The organism is Aliivibrio fischeri (genome assembly GCA_038993745.2).
Lineage (GTDB): Bacteria > Pseudomonadota > Gammaproteobacteria > Enterobacterales > Vibrionaceae > Aliivibrio > Aliivibrio fischeri_B.
Genome location: CP160629.1, coordinates 102510 through 125668, shown reverse-complemented (window position 1 = coordinate 125668; position 23159 = coordinate 102510). Strand labels below are relative to the sequence as shown.

The following is a 23159-nucleotide window of genomic DNA, read 5'->3' as shown; positions in this document are numbered from 1 at the left end:
AATTGTGGTGTGACAAAATCGTCACGAGATAGGAATTAACTGATTGGAGGTCGGTAAAGATAACCGAGATCAGCACTTAAGTAGGTAGTAGATACCATAGGAGCTGATACAAAATGATAAGGCGTTATATTAACAAACAGTGAATTACTCACCAGACTGCTGCTTGATGCATGCCCATGAGAACAACATTGCTTTTCAAAACAAGAGCCTCCGGGATCACAACACCCCGACTCTGCTGATGATTGAATATCACCAAGATCTAGATTACAAAAATCAACATGACTAATTTCAACCACAGCGTGATTATCAGAGAACTGAGTTGGTAAATTTTCTACACGAGATGTCGCACTATATAGCGTTAAAACTAATAGTGTCGCCATTAAAATACAAATTGTGGCTATCTTTCTAATTAGCATCACAATATCTCGTTAGACATAAATACAAGAATGAAGATAACGGCATACGACTCACTTCACAATAAGCATTACGTTTTTTTACACAATCCTTACAGCAAAAAAGCACGGTTATTTTCATCAATGCGTTATTAAAACGCCCCTGTAGTTAATCACTACAGGGGCGCTTTATTATTACCAATAAAAAATAGCGTTAAGGCTACTCATCATAATGTTTGTTTTCGTTTATTTCATATGGCCAGTAATGGTGCCCAACACGGATCAATAACGTCGCAGCGGCAAGAATGAATGCGGCTAACGCTAACCAAACCACCAAGGTTGCATCAATCTCTTTCATTCCTAATGTAATGTAACGAGCAATGGCCATCATAGCGATGTAGATAGGATAACGAACCGGGATTTTACCGTTCATCACGAACTGCTGCACCATGGCTAACACTTCAAGGTAGATAAACATTAAAAGGATGTCTGTTAATTGAATTTGCTGTTCGACAAAAACATGAATGAATTCGTTCACCATCGCAAATAAGGTAGCTAGCGTGATAGCAACCAATAATATGGCTTCTAAAATATGAAAGACTTTTAAAAACGGTTTACTAAATGATTTCGGCAGATGAGAAGGCATAACTAAAATATCCACTATTATTAAGGTTGAGGATTAATTAAGCCTTAATGATAGTGCCAACTCGATTTAACACAAAATTATTATTTGAATTAGCGTATTTCTTTCATTCAAATTGATTCTTGATTGTGCTATTCTTCGCCACCCAATTTTCTATGCTTCGCATTTCCTCTCAATATCTAAAAAAATGGTATATTAAGAGAAATGCCATAACTCCCAAGAGAATCTATCATGAGCAAAGGTACACTTTATATTGTGTCAGCCCCAAGTGGTGCTGGTAAGTCGAGTTTGATCTCGGCACTGTTAGAAAGCAACCCAACTTATGCTATGAAAGTCTCTGTGTCTCATACTACTCGTGGTATGCGCCCAGGAGAAACTGATGGTGTTCATTATCACTTTATTCAGAAAGAGCATTTTGAAGAACTGATTCAAAAAGGTGAATTCTTAGAATATGCCGAAGTGTTCGGTAACTACTACGGAACATCTCGAGTATGGATCGAAGAGACCCTTGATAAAGGTATTGATGTGTTCTTAGATATTGATTGGCAAGGTGCTCGTCAAATCCGTGAACAAATGCCTTTAGCAAAAAGCGTATTCATTCTACCTCCATCAAATGGAGAACTAGAACGACGCCTAAATGCACGTGGCCAAGACAGCGATGCTGTTATTGCTAAGCGCATGAGCGAAGCAAAATCTGAAATTTCACATTACGATGAATACGATTATGTGATCATTAATGACGATTTTGATACTGCACAAATGGACTTCCGTTCAATTATCCGTGCAGAACGCTTAAAACAAGACAAACAAACAACGAAATATAAAGGCATGTTAGAAGCGCTATTAGCGGACTAATTTCTTCATATTTCTACGAGTATCTTGTAACCCTAGCTAGAAACTTATACGGGTTACTTGTATACTTTCTCATCATATAACTATTTTTGTTAATAAATTGGAGTCCTCATGGCACGTGTAACCGTTCAAGACGCAGTTGAGAAAATCGGCAACCGTTTCGATCTAGTACTTATTTCTTCTCGTCGCGCACGTCAAATGCAAACTGGTGGTAAAGATGCGCTAGTGCCTGAAGAGAACGATAAAACAACTGTTATCGCTCTTCGTGAAATTGAAGAAGGCCTGATCACTAAAGAATTACTAGATGCTCGTGAGCGCCAAGAGCAACAAGAGCAAGACGCAGCTGAATTAGCAGCAGTAAGCTCAATCACACACAATCGTTAATCTTTATAATCTCTTGTAGATTGTAAAACAGCAAACCTGACGGGGCGAAATTTGGATTTATTCGATAGCCTGAAAGATGTTGCCAAAGATTACCTGCCAGAGCCTCACATTGAGGCTCTTCGTCGATCTTATCTGGTAGCAAAAGAAGCCCATGAAGGGCAAACTCGCTCAAGTGGCGAACCTTATATCATCCACCCAGTAGCTGTGGCTCGAATCCTTGCAGAAATGAAGCTCGACCACAAAACGCTGATGGCTGCGCTGCTTCATGATGTTATTGAAGACACAGAAGTTAGCAAAGAAGAGCTCGCAGAGCAGTTTGGTGATACGGTTGCCGAATTAGTGGATGGTGTTTCTAAGCTGGACAAACTTAAGTTCCGCGATAAAAAAGAAGCACAGGCTGAAAACTTCCGAAAAATGGTCATGGCGATGGTGCAAGACATCCGCGTTATATTGATCAAACTTGCTGACCGAACTCATAACATGCGCACGTTGGGTGCTTTACGCCCTGATAAACGTCGCCGCATTGCTCGTGAAACTTTAGAAATCTTCTCTCCTTTGGCGCATCGCCTTGGTATCCACAATATTAAAACTGAACTTGAAGAGTTAGGTTTTGAAGCCCTTTACCCTAATCGCTATCGCGTATTAAAAGAAGTGGTGAAGTCAGCTCGTGGTAACCGTAAAGAGATGATCCAAAAAATTCACTCAGAAATTGAAGGCCGTATTGCTGAAGCTGGCATCACAGGTCGAGTGATTGGTAGAGAGAAAAACCTGTTCGCTATTTACAATAAAATGAAAAATAAAGAACAGCGTTTCCATACCATTATGGATATCTATGCGTTCCGAGTAATTACCGATAATGTCGATACTTGTTATCGAGCATTAGGCCAAGTTCACAGCATTTACAAACCTCGTCCGGGTCGTATTAAAGACTATATTGCTGTACCAAAAGCCAATGGCTACCAATCGCTTCATACCTCTATGGTTGGCCCTCACGGTGTTCCTGTTGAAGTACAAATTCGTACTGAAGATATGGAGCAAATGGCGAACAAAGGTGTTGCTGCACATTGGTCGTACAAAGAAGGCGATAACTCTAGCACGACGGCTCAAATCCGAGCACAACGCTGGATGCAAAGCTTACTTGAACTTCAACAAAGTGCAGGTAGCTCATTTGAATTTATTGAAAACGTAAAATCGGATCTCTTCCCGAACGAAATTTACGTTTTCACTCCAAAAGGCCGTATTTTTGAACTGCCTGTTGGCGCAACGGCTGTAGATTTTGCTTACGCCGTTCACTCTGATGTTGGTAACAGTTGTGTTGGTTCACGTGTTAACCGTCAACCTTACCCACTAAGTAAACCACTTAAAAATGGTCAAACGGTTGAAATCATCAGTGCTCCAGGTGCTCGTCCAAATGCAGCATGGCTGAACTACGTAGTGACATCAAAAGCACGTACGAAGATCCGCCAAGTGCTAAAAACCATGCGTAGAGAAGATTCTGTAGTATTAGGTCGTCGCCTATTGAATCACGCTTTAGGTCATAACGTATCACTAGACGATATCTCTCAAGAGAATATTGATCACGTTTTATCTGATCTTAAATTAGCAGAACTGGATGACTTACTGGCCGCTATCGGCTTAGGTGAGTTGATGAGTATTGTTATTGCTCGTCGCCTATTAGGCTCTGCTGATGAATTAACGGAACAAACCTCAAACATTGAAACCACCACTGGTAAAAAACTACCAATCCGTGGTGCTGATGGCATCTTACTGACATTTGCAAACTGTTGTCGCCCTATTCCGGGTGATCACATTATTGCTCACGTAAGTCCTGGCCGTGGCCTTGTGGTTCATATGGAAGAGTGTGCAAATGTTCGTGGTTATCAAAAAGAACTTGATAAGTACATGGGCGTTGAATGGGCTGATGAATTCGATCAAGAATTTGATACGGCATTAGATATTGATATCCAAAACCACCAAGGTGCATTAGCTGATTTGGCGAATGTGATTGCAGGTACAGGATCAAATATCCGTGGTATTTCAACAGAAGAAAAAGATGGACGCTTATATACAGTAACCATCGAACTTACGGTAAAAGATCGTAAGCATTTAGCTGAAATAATGCGTCGTATCCGTGTTATGCCACACGCACTTAAAGTACGTAGACATAAGAACTAGATGCGAGGGACGAGGTTCGAGTACGGACCTCGTCCTTTTAGTTAGATCTATACGCTACGCTAACTAGAACGCTTCGCTCTAGAAACTATAAAATCAAAAGCATTACCTATTTAAGAATGACGTTCAACTTTAGTCATATAATGCTCTTATCGTCTCTAGCTAGCGCTAGCGTATAGTTTCTAGTTCCATTTTGACTACCTCTTTCTCGTCCCTAGAACCTAGTCCCTCCAACCTATCTCAAGAATTAAAATTATGAATTTAGAACGCTACCAACGAATTACTTCTGTATTAAAAGCTCGTCAAACTGATCTCACTCTTTGTTTAGAAGAAGTACATAAAGCCAATAACGTTTCTGCGATTGTTCGTACTGCTGATGCAACAGGCATCCATAAAATTCATGCCGTTTGGCCTACAGAGCAGATGCAGATGCTAGGGCATACTTCTGCTGGTGCTCGTAATTGGGTTGATGTGGAAACACATAAAAATATTGAAGATGCTTTTGCTACGCTTAAAGAACAAGGCATGCAGATTCTAGCGACAAATCTATCGGATACAGCAGTAGATTTTCGTGAAATTGATTACACTAAACCAACTGCCATCATTCTTGGAAGTGAAAAAACAGGCATCAGCAAAAAAGCATTAGCAATGGCTGATCAAGACATCATCATTCCTATGGTTGGTATGGTGCAATCGTTAAATGTATCGGTTGCAAGCGCGCTTATTTTATATGAAGCACAGCGTCAGCGTGATTTAGCGGGTATGTATGATCGTGAAGAGAGTATGCTGCCAAAGGAATACATCAATAAGGTGTTGTTTGAACGCGGCCACCCTGTTCTTGCGAAAGTAGCCAAACGTAAAGGTCTTCCTTTTCCGCAGTTGGATGAAACTGGACAAATTATTGCTGATGATGCTTGGTGGGAAACGATGCAGGCTGCGGATTAAGAGTGAGATCTTAGGATTCAGATCGGTCGCAAGCTCCCTTGCAGGATTCAGGGGTGATCGTGGCAACCAAAGCGATCACAATACTGTTCCTCCCTTTTTCACCAATGTAATTTGGTAGAAACTGCCAATATAAGGGGAGGCTAGGAGAGGTTGTAAATGATGATACTTTGTTTGTCTGCATAATATGAAACAACATCACCAACCCCCTCTAACTCCCCTTGTATTCACTATATCGATCTTATAACTATTGCGATAAAGGGGAGAACCATTCTTTGTCACTGTAATTTCAGCGAGCAACTCTGAATTCTGCAAGCGAAGCGATCTAAACTCTGCTCTTGCTATTGCTCTTCCTGAACCCTGAAACCTTTAGGACGAAGTCCGTCCTCGCCCCTAATCTCAATCCCTCATCAACATGAAGGTTCCAGTAAATTCCGCAGCAGGATTATCACCATTACACAAATCGACTTTTACTTTCACTCTCGCACGCTTACCTGATTGCAGACGATCAAAATCCCCTTCCAAACAATTCAACGACGTAATGCCTTTAGGGTTATCAACAATAGGTTGGCGATATCTAATATGGCTATCAACCAACATAATACTGGTGGTATCCAAACCTCGTTCTTTTAGCAATAACCAAACAATTCCCCAAGCGGTTAATGTACCCATGGTGAAAATACTACCAGCGAACATACTATTATGTGGATTAAGGTTGGCATTTAAAATGGCACTGACTTCAAAACGATAACCTGTGTATTGGGTAATTTTAATTCCCATTTTATCGCTGATTGGGATTTCATTTTCCCAACGCTTTTGAAGCTCTGCGCACCAGTCAGGACGTCGCAGCACATCAGCTAATGGATCTAAATGTTTGAGCATTTGTTGGTGACGGACAGGTCCTCTCTCATCACTCAATTCACCTTGGCTAGTAAATCCATTTCCTACATAGAATGGAATTGCATCTTCACGAGCATTACATACAAGGCGCTTGGCGTTCTCTTGGCGTGCATAAGACTCCAGAGCAACCATAATCAATGCACCAATGCCTTTTCCTCGACAATGCGGTGCAACCGCCATATAGCGAATTTGACCGTCATTATCAGGAGTTAAATATAAACGTCCGACGGCAACAGGCTGATCACGACCATCTAAAATCATTCGATGCTGACTCATATCATCATACGCATCGCGTTCAGAACCTTCCGGCTGGCGCCAAGGCTCACGTAAGATTTTCCAACGAAAATGGTAGTAAGCTTTTAATTCAGCTTCTGTTGTTGGTGTAATCAATCGAAACATATAAATCCTTTTATTGTTGTTAGGGGCGAGAGCGCTACGCTTCGAGAGATGAGTACGGACTTCGTCCTCGAGGAAGAGCTTAGGGTTCAGATCGGTCACAAGCTCCCTTGCAGGGGTAATCGTTGTGATTTCAACGAATTAATCTGAAACTAGAAGCTATACGCTACGCTAACTAGAGACTATAAGAGCAAAAAGCGAGGGTTCAGGCTTCAGGTTTCAGGAAGAGCAAAAGCAAACCAAACTCAGTTCTTGCCCTTCCTGAAACCTAAAAACTCACCACATCAACACTCTCGTTCTTATAGTCTCTAGTTTCTAGTCAGCGAAGCGTATAGTCTTCTGCTTTTCCTCGCCCCTCGAGCGAAGCGTCCTAAAATCTCGCCCCTACCCTTACACCTGCAACCAAAACGTCACAGGCCCATCATTCACTAGCGACACTTTCATGTCCGCAGCAAAGCGTCCTCGCTGCGTATGCAACTTCTCTTCACATAGATCTGAGAAGTAATCATACAAGCGCTCAGCGTCCACAGGATGCGCTCCTTTTGAAAAACCTGGACGAGTACCCTTCTTAGTATCTGCAGGCAGCGTAAATTGCGATACAACTAATACGCTACCATTTACTTGTTGCACATTTAAGTTCATCTTACCGTCTTGGTCTTCAAATACTCGGTAAGTTAATACTCTTTCCATTAGACGCTTAGCTTTTGCTTCGTCATCTTCTCTTTCAACGCCCAATAAAATTAATAAACCTTGATTAATTTCACCAGTCACTTCGCCATCTACTTTTACAGCGGCTTCACTTACTCTCTGGATCAGTGCTATCACTTTCTATCAACCCTTGTTGTTCTGTTAATGCTTTTATATCTGACTCAAGTATATTAACGCTGACCTTACCCGTTAGCCATCCTTCAAACTCACCTAAACTTGCGGTAATTTCGGCACCAATAAGAACGATAATCCAACACAAATATACCCAAACAAACAAAATAGGAACGGCTGCTAATGCGCCATAAATGACTTGGTATGAAGGAAATTGCGTTATGTATTGAGCAAAACCCACCTTACTAAACTCAAATAGACAACCCGCAGACATGGCACCAATAAGCGCATGAGTCACTCGAACTTTTTTGTTCGGCACTAATAAATACAAACCAACAAATGCAGAGAATGACAATATGATAGGTAACCAACCCAATAAAGTCCGATAAAAACTGGAAACTATTTCATCATCCATGATCTTTAGTGACGTTACGTATGACGTTGCCGCCAAACTTGCGCCAACCAATAAAGGACCTAAAGTTAAGATCATCCAATACAATGAAAATGAATACATTGGACGACGTTTTTTCTTTACTCGCCAAATGTAATTCAAACTGCGATCTATCGATGAGATCAGCATTACAGAGGCTACAAATAAGAAACCAGAACCGACTGCCGTCATCTTACCCGTATTTGAAATAAACTCTTTTAAGCTCGCTTCAACTGCATCACTGGCAGCGGGTACAAAATTTTGAATAACAAAGGCTTGTACCGTCTCTCCTGCCCCAGAAAAAACAGGAAATTGCGACAATACAGACAGCAGAACCGTAATTAACGGCACCAAAGACAGCAAAGTGATGTAAGCCATATAACCAGCACTTACCGTTAACCTGTCATGAATAACTCTTTGCTTTAAGAAAAGTAGATATGACCAGCCAATCCTCAGCTTGTGTTTTATTTTATCTTCCATCAATTCACTCTTTAACATATATCAACTCTTACATATACCAATCCAAATAAGTATGTGTCCAGATATTGCGTAGGAAAAATAGATTAAAACAAGGCATAAACTGCAATAACTAGTGGGCCTAATTATAAAGTTTATAACGCTGTTATAAGCTATTTTAACAAGCAAGAATGATCATCGACTTATTTGGGTTGGTATTATCATAACAGATAAAAAAAATCCCTTCGTAGTTGCCTACAAAGGGATTTTAAATTTTATTAGATTTGTGATTTAACTAAAAGCTAAATCCAAATCAAGAATTACTTAGGTGCACGACCTGCACGCTTACGATCGTTCTCTGTAAGGTGACGCTTACGGATACGGATGCTTTCAGGTGTTACTTCTACTAGTTCGTCGTCATCGATGAACTCTAGAGCTTGCTCAAGTGTGTACTTGATTGCTGGAGAAAGTACTTGCGCATCATCTGTACCAGAAGCACGAACGTTAGTTAGTTGCTTACCTTTCAGACAGTTAACTGTAAGGTCGTTAGAACGGTTATGAATACCGATAACTTGACCTTCGTATACTTCATCAGCGTGCTCTGTAAATAGACGACCACGTTCTTGTAGGTTAAACAGTGCGTAAGTCAGTGCTTTACCAGTTGCGTTCGAAATTAGAACACCGTTGTTACGTTGACCGATAGTACCGCCTTTGTGAGGACCGTAGTGATCAAACGTATGGTAAAGAAGACCAGAACCTGAAGTTAGAGTCATGAACTCAGTTTGGAAACCGATAAGACCACGAGAAGGCATCATAAAGTCCATACGAACACGGCCTTTACCATCTGGTGCCATATCAGTTAGCTCACCTTTACGGATACCGATGTTTTCCATGATACCGCCTTGGTGCTCTTCAAGAACATCGATAGTTACGGTTTCAAATGGTTCTGTTAGGTTGCCGTTTTCATCTTTTTTGATGATAACTTCTGGACGAGATACTGCTAGCTCGAAACCTTCACGACGCATGTTTTCGATCAGGATAGATAGGTGAAGTTCACCACGGCCTGATACGCGGAATTTGTCTGGATCTTCAGTTTGCTCAACACGTAGTGCTACGTTGTGAACAAGTTCTTTTTCTAGACGTTCAAGGATGTTACGTGAAGTAACGAACTTACCTTCTTTACCAGCAAACGGAGAAGTGTTTACTTGGAAAGTCATTGTTACTGTTGGTTCATCAACAGAAAGTGGAGTCATCGCTTCAACGTTGTTCACGTCACAGATAGTGTCAGAGATTTTAAGCTCGCCAAGACCTGTAATTGCAATGATGTCACCAGCGTTAGCTTGTTCAACTTCGTGACGCTCAAGACCTAGGTAACCTAATACTGTACCTACTTTACCGTTACGTTTAGAACCGTCAGCACTTACAACAGTTACTTGTTGGTTTGGCTTAACAGAACCACGAGTAACACGTGCAACACCGATAACACCTACGTAAGAGTTGTAATCTAGTTGAGAAACTTGCATTTGTAGTGCGCCGTCAACGTCAACGTTTGGAGCATCTACGTTATCAACGATAGCTTGGAACAGTGGTTCCATGTTTTCGCCAGTTTCACCTTCTTCTAGTGTAGCCCAACCGTTAAGAGCTGAAGCGTAAACTACTTGGAAGTCTAGTTGTTCGTCAGTTGCACCTAAGTTATCGAATAGGTCGAATACTTGGTCCATAACCCAATCAGGGCGAGCACCTGGACGGTCAATCTTGTTGATTACAACGATTGGCTTAAGACCGTGTGCGAAAGCTTTTTGCGTAACGAAACGAGTTTGAGGCATTGGACCGTCAACTGCGTCAACGATAAGAAGAACAGAGTCAACCATTGACATGATACGTTCAACTTCACCACCGAAATCGGCGTGTCCAGGGGTATCTACGATGTTGATACGGTGATCGTTCCAGTTAATCGCTGTATTTTTTGCAAGGATCGTAATACCACGCTCTTTCTCGATGTCGTTCGAGTCCATTACGCGTTCTTCAGTCTCACCACGAGATTCTAGTGTGCCTGATTGTTGTAATAGCTTATCAACCAGTGTTGTTTTACCGTGGTCAACGTGCGCAATAATTGCGATATTTCTTAGTTTATCAATCTGTGGAGTAGACATGGATTCAAATTCACTCAGAGCGTGTAGAGCCACCATTGGCACTACTTGGTTTAAAAACGGTCAATAATTTAACAGATTTTAGAGCAAAACCCACGAAATATGTGATTAAAGACACAATTATTTTTAAATTAATTTAATACAGCACACAAAAACGATGGAAAAACAGTCAATTTGCGCTCTATTTTTACCTTCTCAGATTTTACTTCCCTTTTAAAGAAAAAAAATAAAAGAACTTTAAGATCAAATAATTATTTGTAATAAATACATTTCATTACGCTCTTTTCAAATCAATCGTATTGACAAATTTTTGATTTAACTGCTGAATAGCACCTAGAAGTAATTAATAACTTGATTTTACTTTGCACCAAGATAGTGCAAATGGAGATCAAATTGGTGCAAATCGTATTTTTAAATAGGCACCAATAAAAGTAAGTTATTGATATTAATGGATTATTACTTTTGGCATGCTTCTAGCAATGTAGTTTATAACAGCTAAGCTGACCAATATTTATATTATAACACCGGAGGTTATCCTACATGTCAGTAGAAAACGTACTAGCTCTGATTCAAGAGAACGAAGTTAAATTTATCGATTTGCGCTTTACCGATACAAAAGGTAAAGAGCAACATATCTCAATCCCTTCTCACCAAATTGATGCGGACTTCTTTGAAGAAGGCAAAATGTTTGATGGTTCTTCAGTTGCAGGCTGGAAAGGCATTAACGAATCTGACATGGTAATGATGCCAGATCCAGCAAGTGCGGTTCTTGACCCATTCACAGAAGACTCAACACTAAACATTCGTTGTGACATCCTAGAGCCAGCAACACTTCAAGGTTACGATCGCGATCCACGTTCAATCGCTAAACGTTCTGAAGAATACATGCGCTCTACTGGTATTGCTGACACAGTTCTAATCGGTCCTGAGCCAGAATTCTTCCTATTTGATGATGTACGTTTTAACACAGACATGTCTGGTTCTTTCTTCAAGATTGACGACATCGAAGCAGCTTGGAACTCAGGTACAGAATACGAAGGCGGTAACAAAGGTCACCGTCCTGGTGTTAAAGGCGGTTACTTCCCAGTAGCACCTGTTGATTCATCTCAAGACATCCGTTCTGCTATGTGTTTAATCATGGAAGAAATGGGCCTTGTTGTTGAAGCACACCACCACGAAGTTGCTACTGCAGGTCAAAATGAGATCGCTACACGCTTTAATACGCTAACAACAAAAGCGGATGAAACTCAAATCTACAAATACGTTGTACATAACGTTGCACACGCATTTGGTAAAACAGCGACATTCATGCCTAAGCCACTTGTTGGTGATAACGGTTCTGGTATGCACGTTCACCAATCTCTAGCAAAAGATGGCGTTAACCTATTTGCTGGCGATAAGTACGGCGGCCTATCTGAATTGGCTATCTACTACATTGGCGGTATCATCAAACACGCTCGTGCAATCAACGCATTTGCTAACCCATCAACTAACTCATACAAGCGTCTTGTACCTGGTTTTGAAGCACCTGTTATGCTTGCATACTCTGCACGTAACCGTTCAGCATCTATCCGTATCCCAGTAGTACCAAGCCCGAAAGCTCGTCGTATCGAAGTTCGTTTTGGTGACCCTGCAGCGAACCCATACCTATGTTACTCAGCAATGCTAATGGCTGGTCTTGACGGTATTAAGAACAAGATCCACCCTGGTGAAGCAATGGATAAAGATCTGTATGACCTTCCAGCGGAAGAAGCAGCAGAAATCCCAACAGTTGCAGAATCTCTAGATATCGCACTTAAAGCACTAGACGAGGATCGTGAGTTCCTAACCGCTGGTGGCGTATTCTCTGATGACTTTATCGATTCTTACATCGGTCTTAAATCTCAAGATGTGGAAGCAATCAATACAGCAGTTCACCCACTTGAGTTTGAAATGTACTACTCAGTTTAATATTCACAATTTATTGCTGATTAAAGTAAAGAATTGATTAATTTTTAGGCTCGCCTCACAGGCGAGCCTTTTTTATATTGGCAAAAAAGGATTTAAAGGCAACACTCTGTTTTGGTTCGTTTTCTTTATAGAGCCGTTCGAGATTTCATCTCTGTAGTATCGTATGAAGTCATAAGATAATGGCAATCCAATTAACTGAATAACCAAGACAGTTAATTCGATCAGCAATGCATCATCCATGGTGGTAATATGTCTTATAAACAGCTTATATTTCTTATCTTATTCTCTACATCTGCCTTTGCTGGTACGGTGTATACGTGGGAAGACAGTGATGGAACAAGGCATTTCAGTGATTCTCCACCACCAACAAACATCAAATCGAAACAACTCTCTTTATCTACTACTGTTCCTTTAGAGGAATCTTACGATGATACGGCTACATCCGTAGAGCCTGTCGCAAAAAAAGCCAAATCTAAAACACCAGAGAAAAAAGACAAAAAGCTTGAGATTTCATTTAGCAACTTGCAACAAGAAGAAACCATTCGAAGCTCTCGTGGACACATCACCGTATTAACGGATTTAAACCGTAAGTTATCCATCGATGAAAAACTACAACTTATGCTTGATGGTTCCCCTTACGGCCTACCTCAAGCATCAACTGAGTGGAAGCTAACAGGCATAGATCGAGGTACTCACCTTATTACTGTTGTTGCTATCAAAGACGGCAAGAGAATTGCATCATCACCTATTATCACTGTGTATCTACACCGACCGTCTGCAAACTAGAGGAATTCATATAGTTCCATTCTAAAAAGCAAGGTATGATGCACCATGATGGTGCATTTATTAATTTGCTATAAGGATGATGGCGTTAACGATGGATTTCTCAACTCAATTACTTGAACATCAAGTCACAGCAATTTTATTGCTCGATGATCAACGCCAAATTCATTATGCCAATCCTGCAGCTGAGCAACTGTTCTCTCAGAGTGCTCAGCGTATGGCTCAACACGCCTTTGATGATTTATTTCACTCTCCGCAATTTGATTTATCCACTCTCATGCTGCCATTGAACACAGGACAAAGTGTGACTGACAGTGATGTTCGTATCATGATTGATGAACAACCACTTTATATCGAGCTAACTTCTAGCCCAGTTGCTATCAATAAATCACTCTATTTATTAGTTGAAATTCGTCAAATAGAGCAGCAAAGACGCCTATCTCAAGAGATTAATCAACACGCACAACAACAAGCAGCAAAGGTTCTTGTTCGTAGCTTAGCGCATGAAATTAAAAATCCATTAGGTGGTTTACGTGGAGCGGCACAATTACTAGAACGTATGCTGCCTGAACGCGAACTTCATGAATATACTCAAATCATTATTGAACAAGCCGACCGTCTACGAAATTTAGTCGACCGTTTACTAGGCCCTCAAAAGCTCGGAACAAAACAGCCAGAAAACCTGCATGCGATCATTGAAAAAGTTCGCCAACTCATTGAATTAAACTCATCTTACCAAGTAAAGATCATTCGAGATTATGACCCAAGCCTACCCGATTTTGACGTAGATGCGGAACAAATAGAACAAGCAATTCTCAATATCGTAAGTAATGCAGCTGAAGTTCTTAAAAACCAACCTGACGGTACGATTACCTTAAAAACCAGAACGGATTTCCAAACCAACATCTATGGCCAACGTCATAAACTCGCAGCAAAAATAGACATTATTGATAATGGTCCTGGGATCCCTAGCCACATTCAAGATACGCTTTTTTATCCTATGGTTAGTGCCCGTGAAGGCGGTACAGGATTGGGATTATCTATCTCGCAAAATTTAATCGATCAGCATAATGGGAAAATAGATGTCTCTAGCTGGCCGGGAAAAACCATTTTCACCATTTACCTCCCTCTCAAATAAAAATAACCTCACAAAAGGGATAACGGAGAAGCAAAATTATGAGTAAAGGATTTATCTGGGTTGTTGATGATGACAGCTCAATTCGCTGGGTATTAGAAAAGACCTTAACCAGCACCAATATGATGTGTGAAAGTTTTGGTGATGCTGAAAGTGTCATTCAAGCACTAGAGCGCAATGTTCCTGATGTGATTATCTCTGATATTCGTATGCCGGGAATGGATGGCTTATCACTTCTTCATCATATCCAAGAAAATTACCCAGAATTACCTGTGATTATCATGACGGCACACTCAGATTTAGATGCAGCTGTCAGTGCTTATCAAAAAGGAGCATTTGAATACCTCCCTAAACCTTTTGATATTGATGAAACCCTCACGTTAGTAGAGCGGGCTTTAGCGCACAGCCAAGAACAAAAAAAACAGAGCATCAATACTCCGAAAAAGGAGCATCATGTTCCAGAGATCATTGGCGAAGCACCCGCGATGCAAGAGGTGTTTAGAGCGATCGGACGCTTATCTCGCTCATCAATATCCGTTTTAATTAATGGTGAATCTGGTACTGGTAAAGAATTGGTTGCTCACGCCCTACACCGACATAGCCCAAGAGCAAATAATGAATTTATCGCTCTTAACATGGCTGCAATTCCTAAAGATTTAATTGAATCGGAGCTATTTGGTCATGAGAAAGGCGCATTTACAGGTGCAAACTCTGTTCGAAAGGGCCGCTTTGAGCAAGCTAATGGGGGTACGTTGTTTTTAGATGAAATTGGAGACATGCCATTAGATATTCAAACTAGGTTGCTGCGTGTTCTTGCAGACGGGCAATTTTATCGTGTTGGTGGACACTCTCCGGTTCAAGTGGATGTTCGTATCATTGCAGCCACTCACCAAAATCTTGAAAAACTAGTGACTGATGGTGAATTTAGAGAAGATTTATTCCATCGCCTAAACGTCATTAGAGTCCATATTCCCGCCTTAAGAGAAAGACGTGAAGACATAAAGAAACTCGCGGAACATTTCTTACGCTTAGCCGCAAAAGAGCTGGCTGTCGAATGTAAGACACTAAGCCAAAGTGCCAGTGATAAATTAAGCCAATGCGACTGGCCTGGTAATGTCCGTCAACTGGAAAATACCTGTCGTTGGCTAACGGTAATGGCAAGCAGTCAAGAAGTGTTGCCTTCTGATTTACCGTCAGAATTATTCTCCACACCGAAACCTCAACAGCAGCATCAAGTCACTGATTGGCAAGAACAACTTAGTTCATGGGTAGAAAATCAATTGAATCAAGGTGAAGAAGATATTTTAAATAAAGTGATCCCCAATGTTGAACGTATCTTATTAGATAAAGCACTACATCATACGCATGGACATAAACAAGATGCCGCAAAACTTCTTGGCTGGGGAAGAAACACACTAACAAGGAAATTAAAAGAGTTGGAATAAAACTGAAGATTCTGTAATGGCTGCCGATATATCTATAATAAGCAAATTGAGTTATTTAGATAATATCGGTCGCACCATTTATCTAAAAACACAGAACAATGCAGTGTATAGCCAATGACAGAACCAACAAATAAAAAACAATTTTCCTTACGAACCGCAGTAATGCTTCCATTCATTGCTGTATTGTTGGTGACGTTAAGTATCGTTTTTTATACTCAAAATAATAGCTATGAAAAGCTGGTTGGCGATGTAAGCGAAAAGGTACTCACCTCTTACACTCAAAATACCCATGCCGACCTAAACATCTTTTTAAACGCCCCTAACTTTGCTGTAAAAAGCATGGTTAATCAAATTCAGCGCTATCAAATGTATCACCCTAACGATACTAAACAGCTGCAACAATTCTTAAAAGATAGCCTTGAAGGCATTTATACTGGCCTTGAACAAATGGATGTACTCTCTTTTGGTGGAGAGAAAAAAGAATACATAGGCTTTCGCCGAGAGCCTAATGCTGATTTGTCCCTGATGCTTCAAGATAAAAGAACCAATGATGATCTTATTATTTATCGTGGTAGCGAGATGTCTGATGATATTCGCACAGTCATTGCAAACTATGACCCTCGCTCTCGTCCTTGGTATAAGCCCGCAGCTACCACATTAAAACCCTCTTGGTCTAAAATCTATACTAACGCCGATGAAAAAAAAGAAATCACCATCTCAACCATGCACCCTGTATTCTATGATGATGACTTTATTGGCGTTTTTGCAGCAGATGTAAAACTGGATTCATTTAATAAATTTTTATCTCAAGAAACACAACACACCAAAGGGGTCATTTACCTTATTGATGAAAACCAACGCTTAATTGCCCATTCAAGTGTTGGCAGTGTTTTATCTATCGGGACTCAAAATAGTCCAATTGGTTCTCGCTTACTTGCCACTGAAAGCTGTGATGAAACAATTCAACAAAGCGCTACTTACATCAAAACCAACCAGTTAATTAATAATAAAAATAATCACGCTGAAGTTTTCTCTTTCTACTACAAAGGCGAACGCTACTTCAGTCAAATCACCCCTTATATCGATGGTAATAATTTAAATTGGTACATCGTTATCTCAATATCGGAAAGTGACCTTCTTGGCCACCTTCAAGAAGAGCAACGTCGTGGTTTGTTTTTTGGTATTGTTCTCGCTGCTATTGGTTTAATTGTTGGTGTTTATCTTGTTACGCAAGTAACCAAACCTATTTTTACTACTGCAAATGCAGCACGTAATATCGCAAGTGGTAATTGGAATAATAACGTTGAAGCTCAAGGCAGCATCTACGAAACAACACTATTAATGAATGCATTTAATGACATGACCAATAAGCTCCAATCGTCATTTGATGCAATGCGCCAGCAAATTACCTTTGACTCCTTAACTCAAGTTCTCAGTCGACAAGGACTGATAGAACAATGCCGAATCATGCTTGATAAGAAAGATCATTATGAGCAAGGATTGTTAGTTATCGGGATTAATAATTTTAGAGATATCAATGACAGCTTTGGTATTTTAGAGGGCGACCAATTACTCAAAAACATCAGTGAGCGCTTACAGTGTAGCTTTACTCATAACGACATTGCCATTGCTCGGGTTGGTGGTGATGAATTCGCCCTGTTCTTCTCAAAACTCGATGATGTCGAACAACTAAAACAGTATGCTCGAGATATGGAAGGCTGTTTTATGACTCCATTTAGAGTGGCATCAAACAACTCCCTTTTGAGTATATCAACAGGTTTGGTTTATGGTGATTTAAGCTGTGATTCCATGACACTTTGGTTAAGAAACGCCAGCATAGCTCTAGGCCAAGCGAAAAAGAACAACCTTAATATGTCACTGTACACCCCTGAAATGGCAGAGGCTTCATTACATAAAGCAAATATGACCGCTGAACTGTCTTTGGCAATTAAAAACAAAGAGCTTGTCCCTTTTTATCAACCAATAATTGATATAAAGAGTGGAAAAACCATCGGAGCTGAAGCACTAATTCGCTGGTTAAGCCCACAAAGAGGAATGGTTTCACCATTAGATTTCATTCCGTTAGCGGAAGAAAACGGCATGATAATTCCTATGGGCTCTCAAGTGTTAACTCAAGCTTGCTTAGATACCGTTGAGCGTATTAATCAAGGTCTATGGCCTGCTGATTTTCATATGCACGTAAATTTATCGGTTTGCCAATTAACTCAAAATAACTTTTTGGATGAACTAAAATCAGTATTACACAATACAAGTATGGCTCCAGAAAATCTAACCCTAGAAATTACGGAATCACGCTTAGTAAATCATGATAATTCGACCATAAATACTATGCAGAAAATTCGTGATTTAGGTGTGCAAATAGCCATTGATGATTTTGGTACGGGTTATTCATCCCTTGCTTATATTCATAAACTGCCATTTGATGTATTAAAAGTCGACCGTTCATTTATCAAAGATTTGACGGCTGAAAATATCGATTCATCTATTGCAGCAGCCGTATGCAATATGACCCAAGGATTTGATATTACTCTGGTTGCTGAAGGTATTGAGACACAAGAACAAGCTAAATTGTTGGCTTCACTCAATTACCATCACGCTCAAGGTTTCCTCTACAGTCGCCCTATTCCTTTAGAAGATTGGCCAACAGAATAAGTTAACATCACAACGCAATCGTTCAGATTGCGTTGTTTTTAACCGATTTGCTACTGACACATTCCACACTTGTCTCTATACTCTGCTCTAATATCTACTTATATTCAGTTTTATACCAATGCCGATGCACCAATGGAATTGGGACACTTTTTAGGAAAATAATAATGATCATTAAACAGCTTCCTTTAACCGATCTACACCGTCATCTAGATGGAAATATTCGCATTGAAACCATTTTAGATTTAGGCCAAAAATTTGGTTTAGACCTTCCTGCATATGATATCGAAGCGCTTCGTCCACACGTACAAATTGTGGAAGCCGAGCCAAGTCTTGTGGCTTTCTTATCGAAACTTGATTGGGGTGTTGCTGTTCTTGGTGATTTAGATGCCTGTCGCCGAGTGGCATATGAAAACGTTCAAGATGCAATGAATGCTCAAATTGATTACGCTGAATTACGCTTTTCACCATACTACATGGCAATGAAACACAATTTACCTGTTGCTGGTGTTGTTGAAGCGGTTGTTGATGGTGTAGAAGCGGGTTGTCGTGATTTTGGTATTAAGGCTAACTTAATCGGTATTATGAGTCGTACCTTTGGTCAAGATGCTTGCCAACAAGAATTAGATGGCCTACTGACTCAAAAACACAAATTAGTTGCAATCGATCTTGCAGGTGATGAGTTAGGCCAACCAGGTGACCTTTTTGTAAATCACTTTAAACAAGTGAAAGATGCAGATCTTCGTGTCACTGTACACGCAGGTGAAGCCGCAGGTGCTGCAAGTATGTGGCAAGCAATTAATGAGCTTGGCGCAGTACGAATTGGTCATGGTGTTAAAGCCATTGAAGATCCAAAACTGATGGAATACCTAGCTAAAAACAACATTGGTATTGAGTCTTGCTTAACCTCTAACATTCAAACAAGTACGGTTGCTTCATTTGAATCTCACCCAATTAAGACATTCTTAGATTACGGTGTTAAAGCTTGTCTTAATACAGATGACCCAGCGGTTGAGGGTATTGAATTACCTCATGAGTACGAAGTTGCTGCACCAAAAGTTGGCTTAACGCCAGAGCAACTTAAACAAATTCAAATTAATGGATTAGATCTGGCTTTCTTATCTGATTCAGAGAAACAAGCTCTACGTGAGATGGCAGCTAAGCGCTAGAAACTATAGGGACTAAAAATAATATATAACTGGTGTTGTAATACCAACACCAGTCTTCTCGCTTTTTCCCATTCCTTTAACAAAGCGCACTCAACTCTCATCTCTACTTTAAACGTAAAACTGAACAATCTCTCGCCATCCAACAATTGAGACATATTTCTCTTTTCTATTGCTGATAGCATACGCGACTCCATTCTATTAAGTGTGATTCTGGTCGCTATTTTTATGTCATGTAAAAACAACATATCTCTAAAGTTTGCCATTACCGTCCCATTTATGATCATTTTTACTTTGATCATGACAGTGGTACTTAACAGCCAAGCAAGCATTTATAGAGACATGATCAGTCACATCAGTGAAAAGTTATTAGATTCTTCCTCTCGCAGTATTGATGCAGCTCTTTACCATCAATTAGAAGACCCATTAAATGCAAATATCAATATGCGCAATACGATTGAGCGTAATGAGCTTTATTTGCCAGAAAACGCTAAAAAACTACAGCGTTACCTAAATCAAAACTTAAAAAAAGAAGTCAGTACACTTAAACAAGTCGATATCATTGGCTATGGCAATCAAAAAGGTGATTACATTGGCTTTAGAAAAAATAAAAATAACGGCACCACTCACTTACTTCTAAAAGAGCAGAATAGCCACTTATATATTTATCAAGGCGATAATTTACAATCACCAGTACTTAACATCATAAAAAACTATGATCCAAGAACTCGCCCTTGGTATCAAAAGTCACTCGAAGACCCGAAAGCTCGATGGAGTGATATTTATTCAAACGTAGAAGAAAATGAGTCCTCTCTGCTCTCTGCAATATCTCCGGTTTATAATAAAAATAAAGAACTTGAAGGTGTTATTACAACAGATGTTTTACTTACTTCATTCAATAAATTCTTAGATAAAGAAGCCGATGAAATCAACGGGAATATCTCTATCGTTGATAGTAATGGAACCGTTTGGCTACATTCAGATCATAATCCTAATGCACCAATGCATCATGATATCTCGCGCATAAACAGCATTGAAAACCCAATCGTTAAAGAGACGATTCTATATATTGAAAAAGTAGGATTTGATAATGCATTACAAGAAAAAATAATTTCACTAAATATTGATGCTCAAAAACACTTTATGATGATCAGCCCTTTCAGGAAACGTATTCCTGTTGAAGGCTATATCATTGCATCAATACCAGAATCAACTCTACTTGGGGCATTGCCACAGCGACGACAGTTCACCATTATTATTACTGTTATCGCCTGCCTTATCGCTTTTGTGCTTGCGGTTTATGTTATTCGAAAATTAATAAAGCCAATTATTGATACCGCCAATTCAGCAAAGGAGCTAGCTCAAGGTAATTGGGATACACCTTTGCCAATTAATTGCACAACTCAAGAAGTCATGGTTCTAACCCGTTCGTTTAAATTTATGGCAAGCAACCTAAAACGATCATTTCAAGAGTTACAAGATAAAGTAACCTACGACTCACTGACTCATTTATACAGTCGAACAGGTCTCGATAACGTTATATCTCCTGCCATTACAGATAATTCAGGACTCATCTCTTTTACCATTAATGGTTTTCGAGACATCAATGACTCTGTTGGACACTTAAGTGGTGACCATCTTCTTGTTGATATTTCAGAGCGATTAAAAACGCACTATCAAGATCAAAATATAGAAATGGCCCGCATTGGTGGCGCTGAGTTTGCTCTGTTCTTTTATCATATTGATGATATTCAAGAGTTAATTAATTACGCCCAGCAGCTGCAATCTATATTTAATACCCCTATACAATCCGCCTCTGGTGAGGTTGTTATCCAATTATCTACGGGATTGGTTTATCAATTAAATAACCACAATGCAATGCACTGGCTACGTAGCGCAAGTCTGGCTCTTGCTTATGCACAAAGTAAATCAAGCAAACTGGCTGTGTTTGAGCCTTACATGGCCGACATCTCTCAGAAAAAAACCAAGTTAGCTGCGGAGCTATCACACGCAATAAAAAATGAAGAGTTACTCCCTTACTATCAACCATTAGTGAATTTTGAAGACGGTAAAATTCATGGTGCAGAAGCGTTAATTCGTTGGAATTCACCACAACGAGGTATCGTATCACCAAATGAATTTATTCCTCTTGCTGAGGATAACGGCATGATAATCAATATTGGTCGTATGGTATTAAGACAAGCGTGCATCGACACTGCACAAAAAATTGCATCCGGTGAATGGCCAGAAGATTTCGTTATGCATGTTAATGTTTCAACAGAGCAACTGCATGATGGGAATAGCTATCAACGCTTACAAGCCGCATTGACAGAATCAGGTCTTAAGCCTAAAAACTTAAGTTTAGAGATCATTGAGTCTCGCCTATTGAATAACGATGCCTTTATTATTGAGTTATTAAATAAGGTTCGAGCGCTTGGGGTTCATATTGCAATTGATGACTTTGGCACAGGCTACTCATCACTGTCTTACTTGCACACTCTGCCTTTTGACTGCTTAAAAATAGATCGCTCGTTTGTAAAAAATCTAACTCGAGATAATGCAGAAACATCGATTGTTAACGCCATCATTCACATGGCAAAAGGGTTTAACGTTTCGATTGTTGTTGAAGGGGTTGAGACAAAAGAGCAAGCAGAAATATTGGACTCTTTAGGTTGTGATATTGCACAAGGCTACCTATACAGTAAACCGTTACCAATTGAACAATGGGGAGAGTTGTCACACCTGATTCATCATGCTCAGGCGTGACAAAAATAAGTGCGATTACTTAATTAGCTCAACCGCTTCTTTTGCTAATACCGTTACTTTATTCCAATCTTTTGCTGCGACAGCATCTTTTGGTAGCATCCAAGAACCACCCACAGTAGCCACACAATCTAATGCTGTGTAATCATTTACGTTTTGTGGATTAATGCCACCAGTTGGACAGAATTGAACTTGTGGTAACGGTGCCGCCATTGCTTTCAATACTGATGGACCACCAAATGCGCTTGCAGGGAAAAACTTAAGATGAGAGTAACCTAATTCGATAGCTCGAATCACCTCAGAAGGCGTTGCAACACCTGGGATTAGCGGAACATCCGCTGTTTTAGCATGAGCTAACAAACTTGGTGTAAACCCTGGAGAAATAATAAATTGAGCGCCCGCTTCAACAGCTTGGTCATACTGATGCGTACTAATAACAGTACCAGCGCCTACCAATGCTTTTGGCATCGCTTTACGAATTGCAGTAATTGCCTCTAAAGCAACCGCTGTTCGAAGCGTAATTTCGAACACGTTAATTCCACCAGCTGCAAGTGCTTGAGCCATTGGTACAGCGTCTTCCAATTGTTCGATAACCATAACAGGAACAACTGGTGATGCACTAAATACGTCTGAAGGCGAAAGGTTCCAACTCATATTTTTTCTTAGCTCTCTTTACTCATTTAAAATAACCCCGGCATTTTACGCTAAAAT

The 23159-nt window shown here is 40.1% G+C and carries 18 protein-coding genes; 11 read left to right on the top strand and 7 right to left on the bottom strand.

Annotated features, from left to right (window positions below):
• Positions 1-35 precede the first annotated feature (35 nt).
• Both AAFX60_000540 and AAFX60_000535 read right to left on the bottom strand, forming a co-directional pair.
• The gene (locus AAFX60_000540; protein ID XDF77762.1) at positions 36-380 is read right to left on the bottom strand and encodes a hypothetical protein; all 345 of its coding nucleotides are present in this window, start codon (positions 378-380) and stop codon (positions 36-38) included.
• 232 nt (positions 381-612) lie between these two features.
• Positions 613-1038: a phosphate-starvation-inducible PsiE family protein gene (locus AAFX60_000535; GenBank protein XDF77761.1), complete on the bottom strand. Its 426-nt coding sequence runs from the start codon at positions 1036-1038 to the stop codon at positions 613-615.
• Positions 1039-1266: 228 nt separating this feature from the next.
• Here AAFX60_000535 and gmk point away from each other — a divergent pair, with 228 nt between their 5' ends.
• From gmk to trmH, 4 genes are all read left to right on the top strand, one after another.
• On the top strand, positions 1267-1890 hold the full coding sequence (gene gmk / locus AAFX60_000530; GenBank protein ID XDF77760.1) for a guanylate kinase: 624 nt from the start codon (positions 1267-1269) through the stop codon (positions 1888-1890).
• A gap of 108 nt (positions 1891-1998) precedes the next feature.
• The gene (rpoZ, locus tag AAFX60_000525) at positions 1999-2271 is read left to right on the top strand and encodes a DNA-directed RNA polymerase subunit omega (GenBank protein ID XDF77759.1); all 273 of its coding nucleotides are present in this window, start codon (positions 1999-2001) and stop codon (positions 2269-2271) included.
• Positions 2272-2322: 51 nt separating this feature from the next.
• A complete protein-coding gene (spoT, locus tag AAFX60_000520) occupies positions 2323-4446 on the top strand; it encodes a bifunctional GTP diphosphokinase/guanosine-3',5'-bis pyrophosphate 3'-pyrophosphohydrolase (GenBank protein XDF77758.1) in 2124 nt (707 codons plus the stop codon).
• Positions 4447-4698: 252 nt separating this feature from the next.
• Positions 4699-5388 carry a tRNA (guanosine(18)-2'-O)-methyltransferase TrmH gene (gene trmH / locus AAFX60_000515; protein ID XDF77757.1) on the top strand — a complete coding sequence of 230 codons (690 nt, stop codon included), beginning with the start codon at positions 4699-4701 and terminating at the stop codon, positions 5386-5388.
• Positions 5389-5784: 396 nt separating this feature from the next.
• Here trmH and AAFX60_000510 read toward each other — a convergent pair whose 3' ends face one another.
• From AAFX60_000510 to typA, 4 genes are all read right to left on the bottom strand, one after another.
• Complete coding sequence (locus AAFX60_000510; GenBank protein XDF77756.1) at positions 5785-6684, bottom strand: bifunctional GNAT family N-acetyltransferase/hotdog fold thioesterase; 900 nt, start codon at positions 6682-6684, stop codon at positions 5785-5787.
• 387 nt (positions 6685-7071) lie between these two features.
• Positions 7072-7506 (bottom strand): D-aminoacyl-tRNA deacylase, encoded by a 435-nt coding sequence (dtd, locus tag AAFX60_000505; GenBank protein ID XDF77755.1) that lies wholly within the window; start codon positions 7504-7506, stop codon positions 7072-7074.
• The gene (locus AAFX60_000500) at positions 7478-8410 is read right to left on the bottom strand and encodes a virulence factor BrkB family protein (protein XDF78865.1); all 933 of its coding nucleotides are present in this window, start codon (positions 8408-8410) and stop codon (positions 7478-7480) included. The genes dtd and AAFX60_000500 overlap by 29 nt, the downstream gene beginning before the upstream one ends.
• Positions 8411-8706: 296 nt before the next feature.
• Positions 8707-10539 carry a translational GTPase TypA gene (gene typA / locus AAFX60_000495; GenBank protein XDF77754.1) on the bottom strand — a complete coding sequence of 611 codons (1833 nt, stop codon included), beginning with the start codon at positions 10537-10539 and terminating at the stop codon, positions 8707-8709.
• 537 nt (positions 10540-11076) lie between these two features.
• Between typA and glnA the strand changes: the two genes are divergently transcribed.
• The 7 genes from glnA to AAFX60_000460 all read left to right on the top strand — a co-directional run bounded on the left by glnA (position 11077) and on the right by AAFX60_000460 (position 22451).
• Complete coding sequence (glnA, locus tag AAFX60_000490; GenBank protein ID XDF77753.1) at positions 11077-12486, top strand: glutamate--ammonia ligase; 1410 nt, start codon at positions 11077-11079, stop codon at positions 12484-12486.
• Between the two features lie 249 nt (positions 12487-12735).
• Entirely contained in the window at positions 12736-13272 is a 537-nt protein-coding gene (locus tag AAFX60_000485; GenBank protein ID XDF77752.1) for a DUF4124 domain-containing protein, read from the top strand.
• 79 nt (positions 13273-13351) lie between these two features.
• Positions 13352-14407 (top strand): nitrogen regulation protein NR(II), encoded by a 1056-nt coding sequence (gene glnL / locus AAFX60_000480; protein ID XDF78864.1) that lies wholly within the window; start codon positions 13352-13354, stop codon positions 14405-14407.
• Positions 14408-14445: 38 nt separating this feature from the next.
• The gene (glnG, locus tag AAFX60_000475; GenBank protein ID XDF77751.1) at positions 14446-15849 is read left to right on the top strand and encodes a nitrogen regulation protein NR(I); all 1404 of its coding nucleotides are present in this window, start codon (positions 14446-14448) and stop codon (positions 15847-15849) included.
• Positions 15850-15963: 114 nt separating this feature from the next.
• On the top strand, positions 15964-18522 hold the full coding sequence (locus AAFX60_000470; GenBank protein XDF77750.1) for an EAL domain-containing protein: 2559 nt from the start codon (positions 15964-15966) through the stop codon (positions 18520-18522).
• A 164-nt stretch (positions 18523-18686) separates the two neighbouring features.
• A complete protein-coding gene (add, locus tag AAFX60_000465) occupies positions 18687-19688 on the top strand; it encodes an adenosine deaminase (protein XDF77749.1) in 1002 nt (333 codons plus the stop codon).
• A gap of 276 nt (positions 19689-19964) precedes the next feature.
• The gene (locus AAFX60_000460) at positions 19965-22451 is read left to right on the top strand and encodes an EAL domain-containing protein (protein ID XDF77748.1); all 2487 of its coding nucleotides are present in this window, start codon (positions 19965-19967) and stop codon (positions 22449-22451) included.
• A 15-nt stretch (positions 22452-22466) separates the two neighbouring features.
• On the opposite strand, the gene AAFX60_000455 is transcribed toward AAFX60_000460, so the two are convergent.
• On the bottom strand, positions 22467-23102 hold the full coding sequence (locus AAFX60_000455; protein XDF77747.1) for a bifunctional 4-hydroxy-2-oxoglutarate aldolase/2-dehydro-3-deoxy-phosphogluconate aldolase: 636 nt from the start codon (positions 23100-23102) through the stop codon (positions 22467-22469).
• Positions 23103-23159 lie beyond the last annotated feature (57 nt).

Bases quoted from the DNA above. Each gene is read 5' to 3' on its own strand.
- typA (XDF77754.1), bottom strand. From the start codon at position 10,539: ATGTCTACTCCACAGATTGATAAACTAAGAAATATCGCAATTATTGCG.
- glnA (XDF77753.1), top strand. From the start codon at position 11,077: ATGTCAGTAGAAAACGTACTAGCTCTGATTCAAGAGAACGAAGTTAAA.
- AAFX60_000485 (XDF77752.1), top strand. From the start codon at position 12,736: ATGTCTTATAAACAGCTTATATTTCTTATCTTATTCTCTACATCTGCC.
- AAFX60_000535 (XDF77761.1), bottom strand. From the start codon at position 1,038: ATGCCTTCTCATCTGCCGAAATCATTTAGTAAACCGTTTTTAAAAGTC.
- glnG (XDF77751.1), top strand. From the start codon at position 14,446: ATGAGTAAAGGATTTATCTGGGTTGTTGATGATGACAGCTCAATTCGC.
- AAFX60_000470 (XDF77750.1), top strand. From the start codon at position 15,964: ATGACAGAACCAACAAATAAAAAACAATTTTCCTTACGAACCGCAGTA.
- rpoZ (XDF77759.1), top strand. From the start codon at position 1,999: ATGGCACGTGTAACCGTTCAAGACGCAGTTGAGAAAATCGGCAACCGT.
- gmk (XDF77760.1), top strand. From the start codon at position 1,267: ATGAGCAAAGGTACACTTTATATTGTGTCAGCCCCAAGTGGTGCTGGT.
- add (XDF77749.1), top strand. From the start codon at position 18,687: ATGATCATTAAACAGCTTCCTTTAACCGATCTACACCGTCATCTAGAT.
- trmH (XDF77757.1), top strand. From the start codon at position 4,699: ATGAATTTAGAACGCTACCAACGAATTACTTCTGTATTAAAAGCTCGT.
- glnL (XDF78864.1), top strand. From the start codon at position 13,352: ATGGCGTTAACGATGGATTTCTCAACTCAATTACTTGAACATCAAGTC.
- AAFX60_000540 (XDF77762.1), bottom strand. From the start codon at position 380: ATGGCGACACTATTAGTTTTAACGCTATATAGTGCGACATCTCGTGTA.
- AAFX60_000510 (XDF77756.1), bottom strand. From the start codon at position 6,684: ATGTTTCGATTGATTACACCAACAACAGAAGCTGAATTAAAAGCTTAC.
- AAFX60_000500 (XDF78865.1), bottom strand. From the start codon at position 8,410: ATGGAAGATAAAATAAAACACAAGCTGAGGATTGGCTGGTCATATCTA.
- AAFX60_000460 (XDF77748.1), top strand. From the start codon at position 19,965: ATGATCATTTTTACTTTGATCATGACAGTGGTACTTAACAGCCAAGCA.
- AAFX60_000455 (XDF77747.1), bottom strand. From the start codon at position 23,102: ATGAGTTGGAACCTTTCGCCTTCAGACGTATTTAGTGCATCACCAGTT.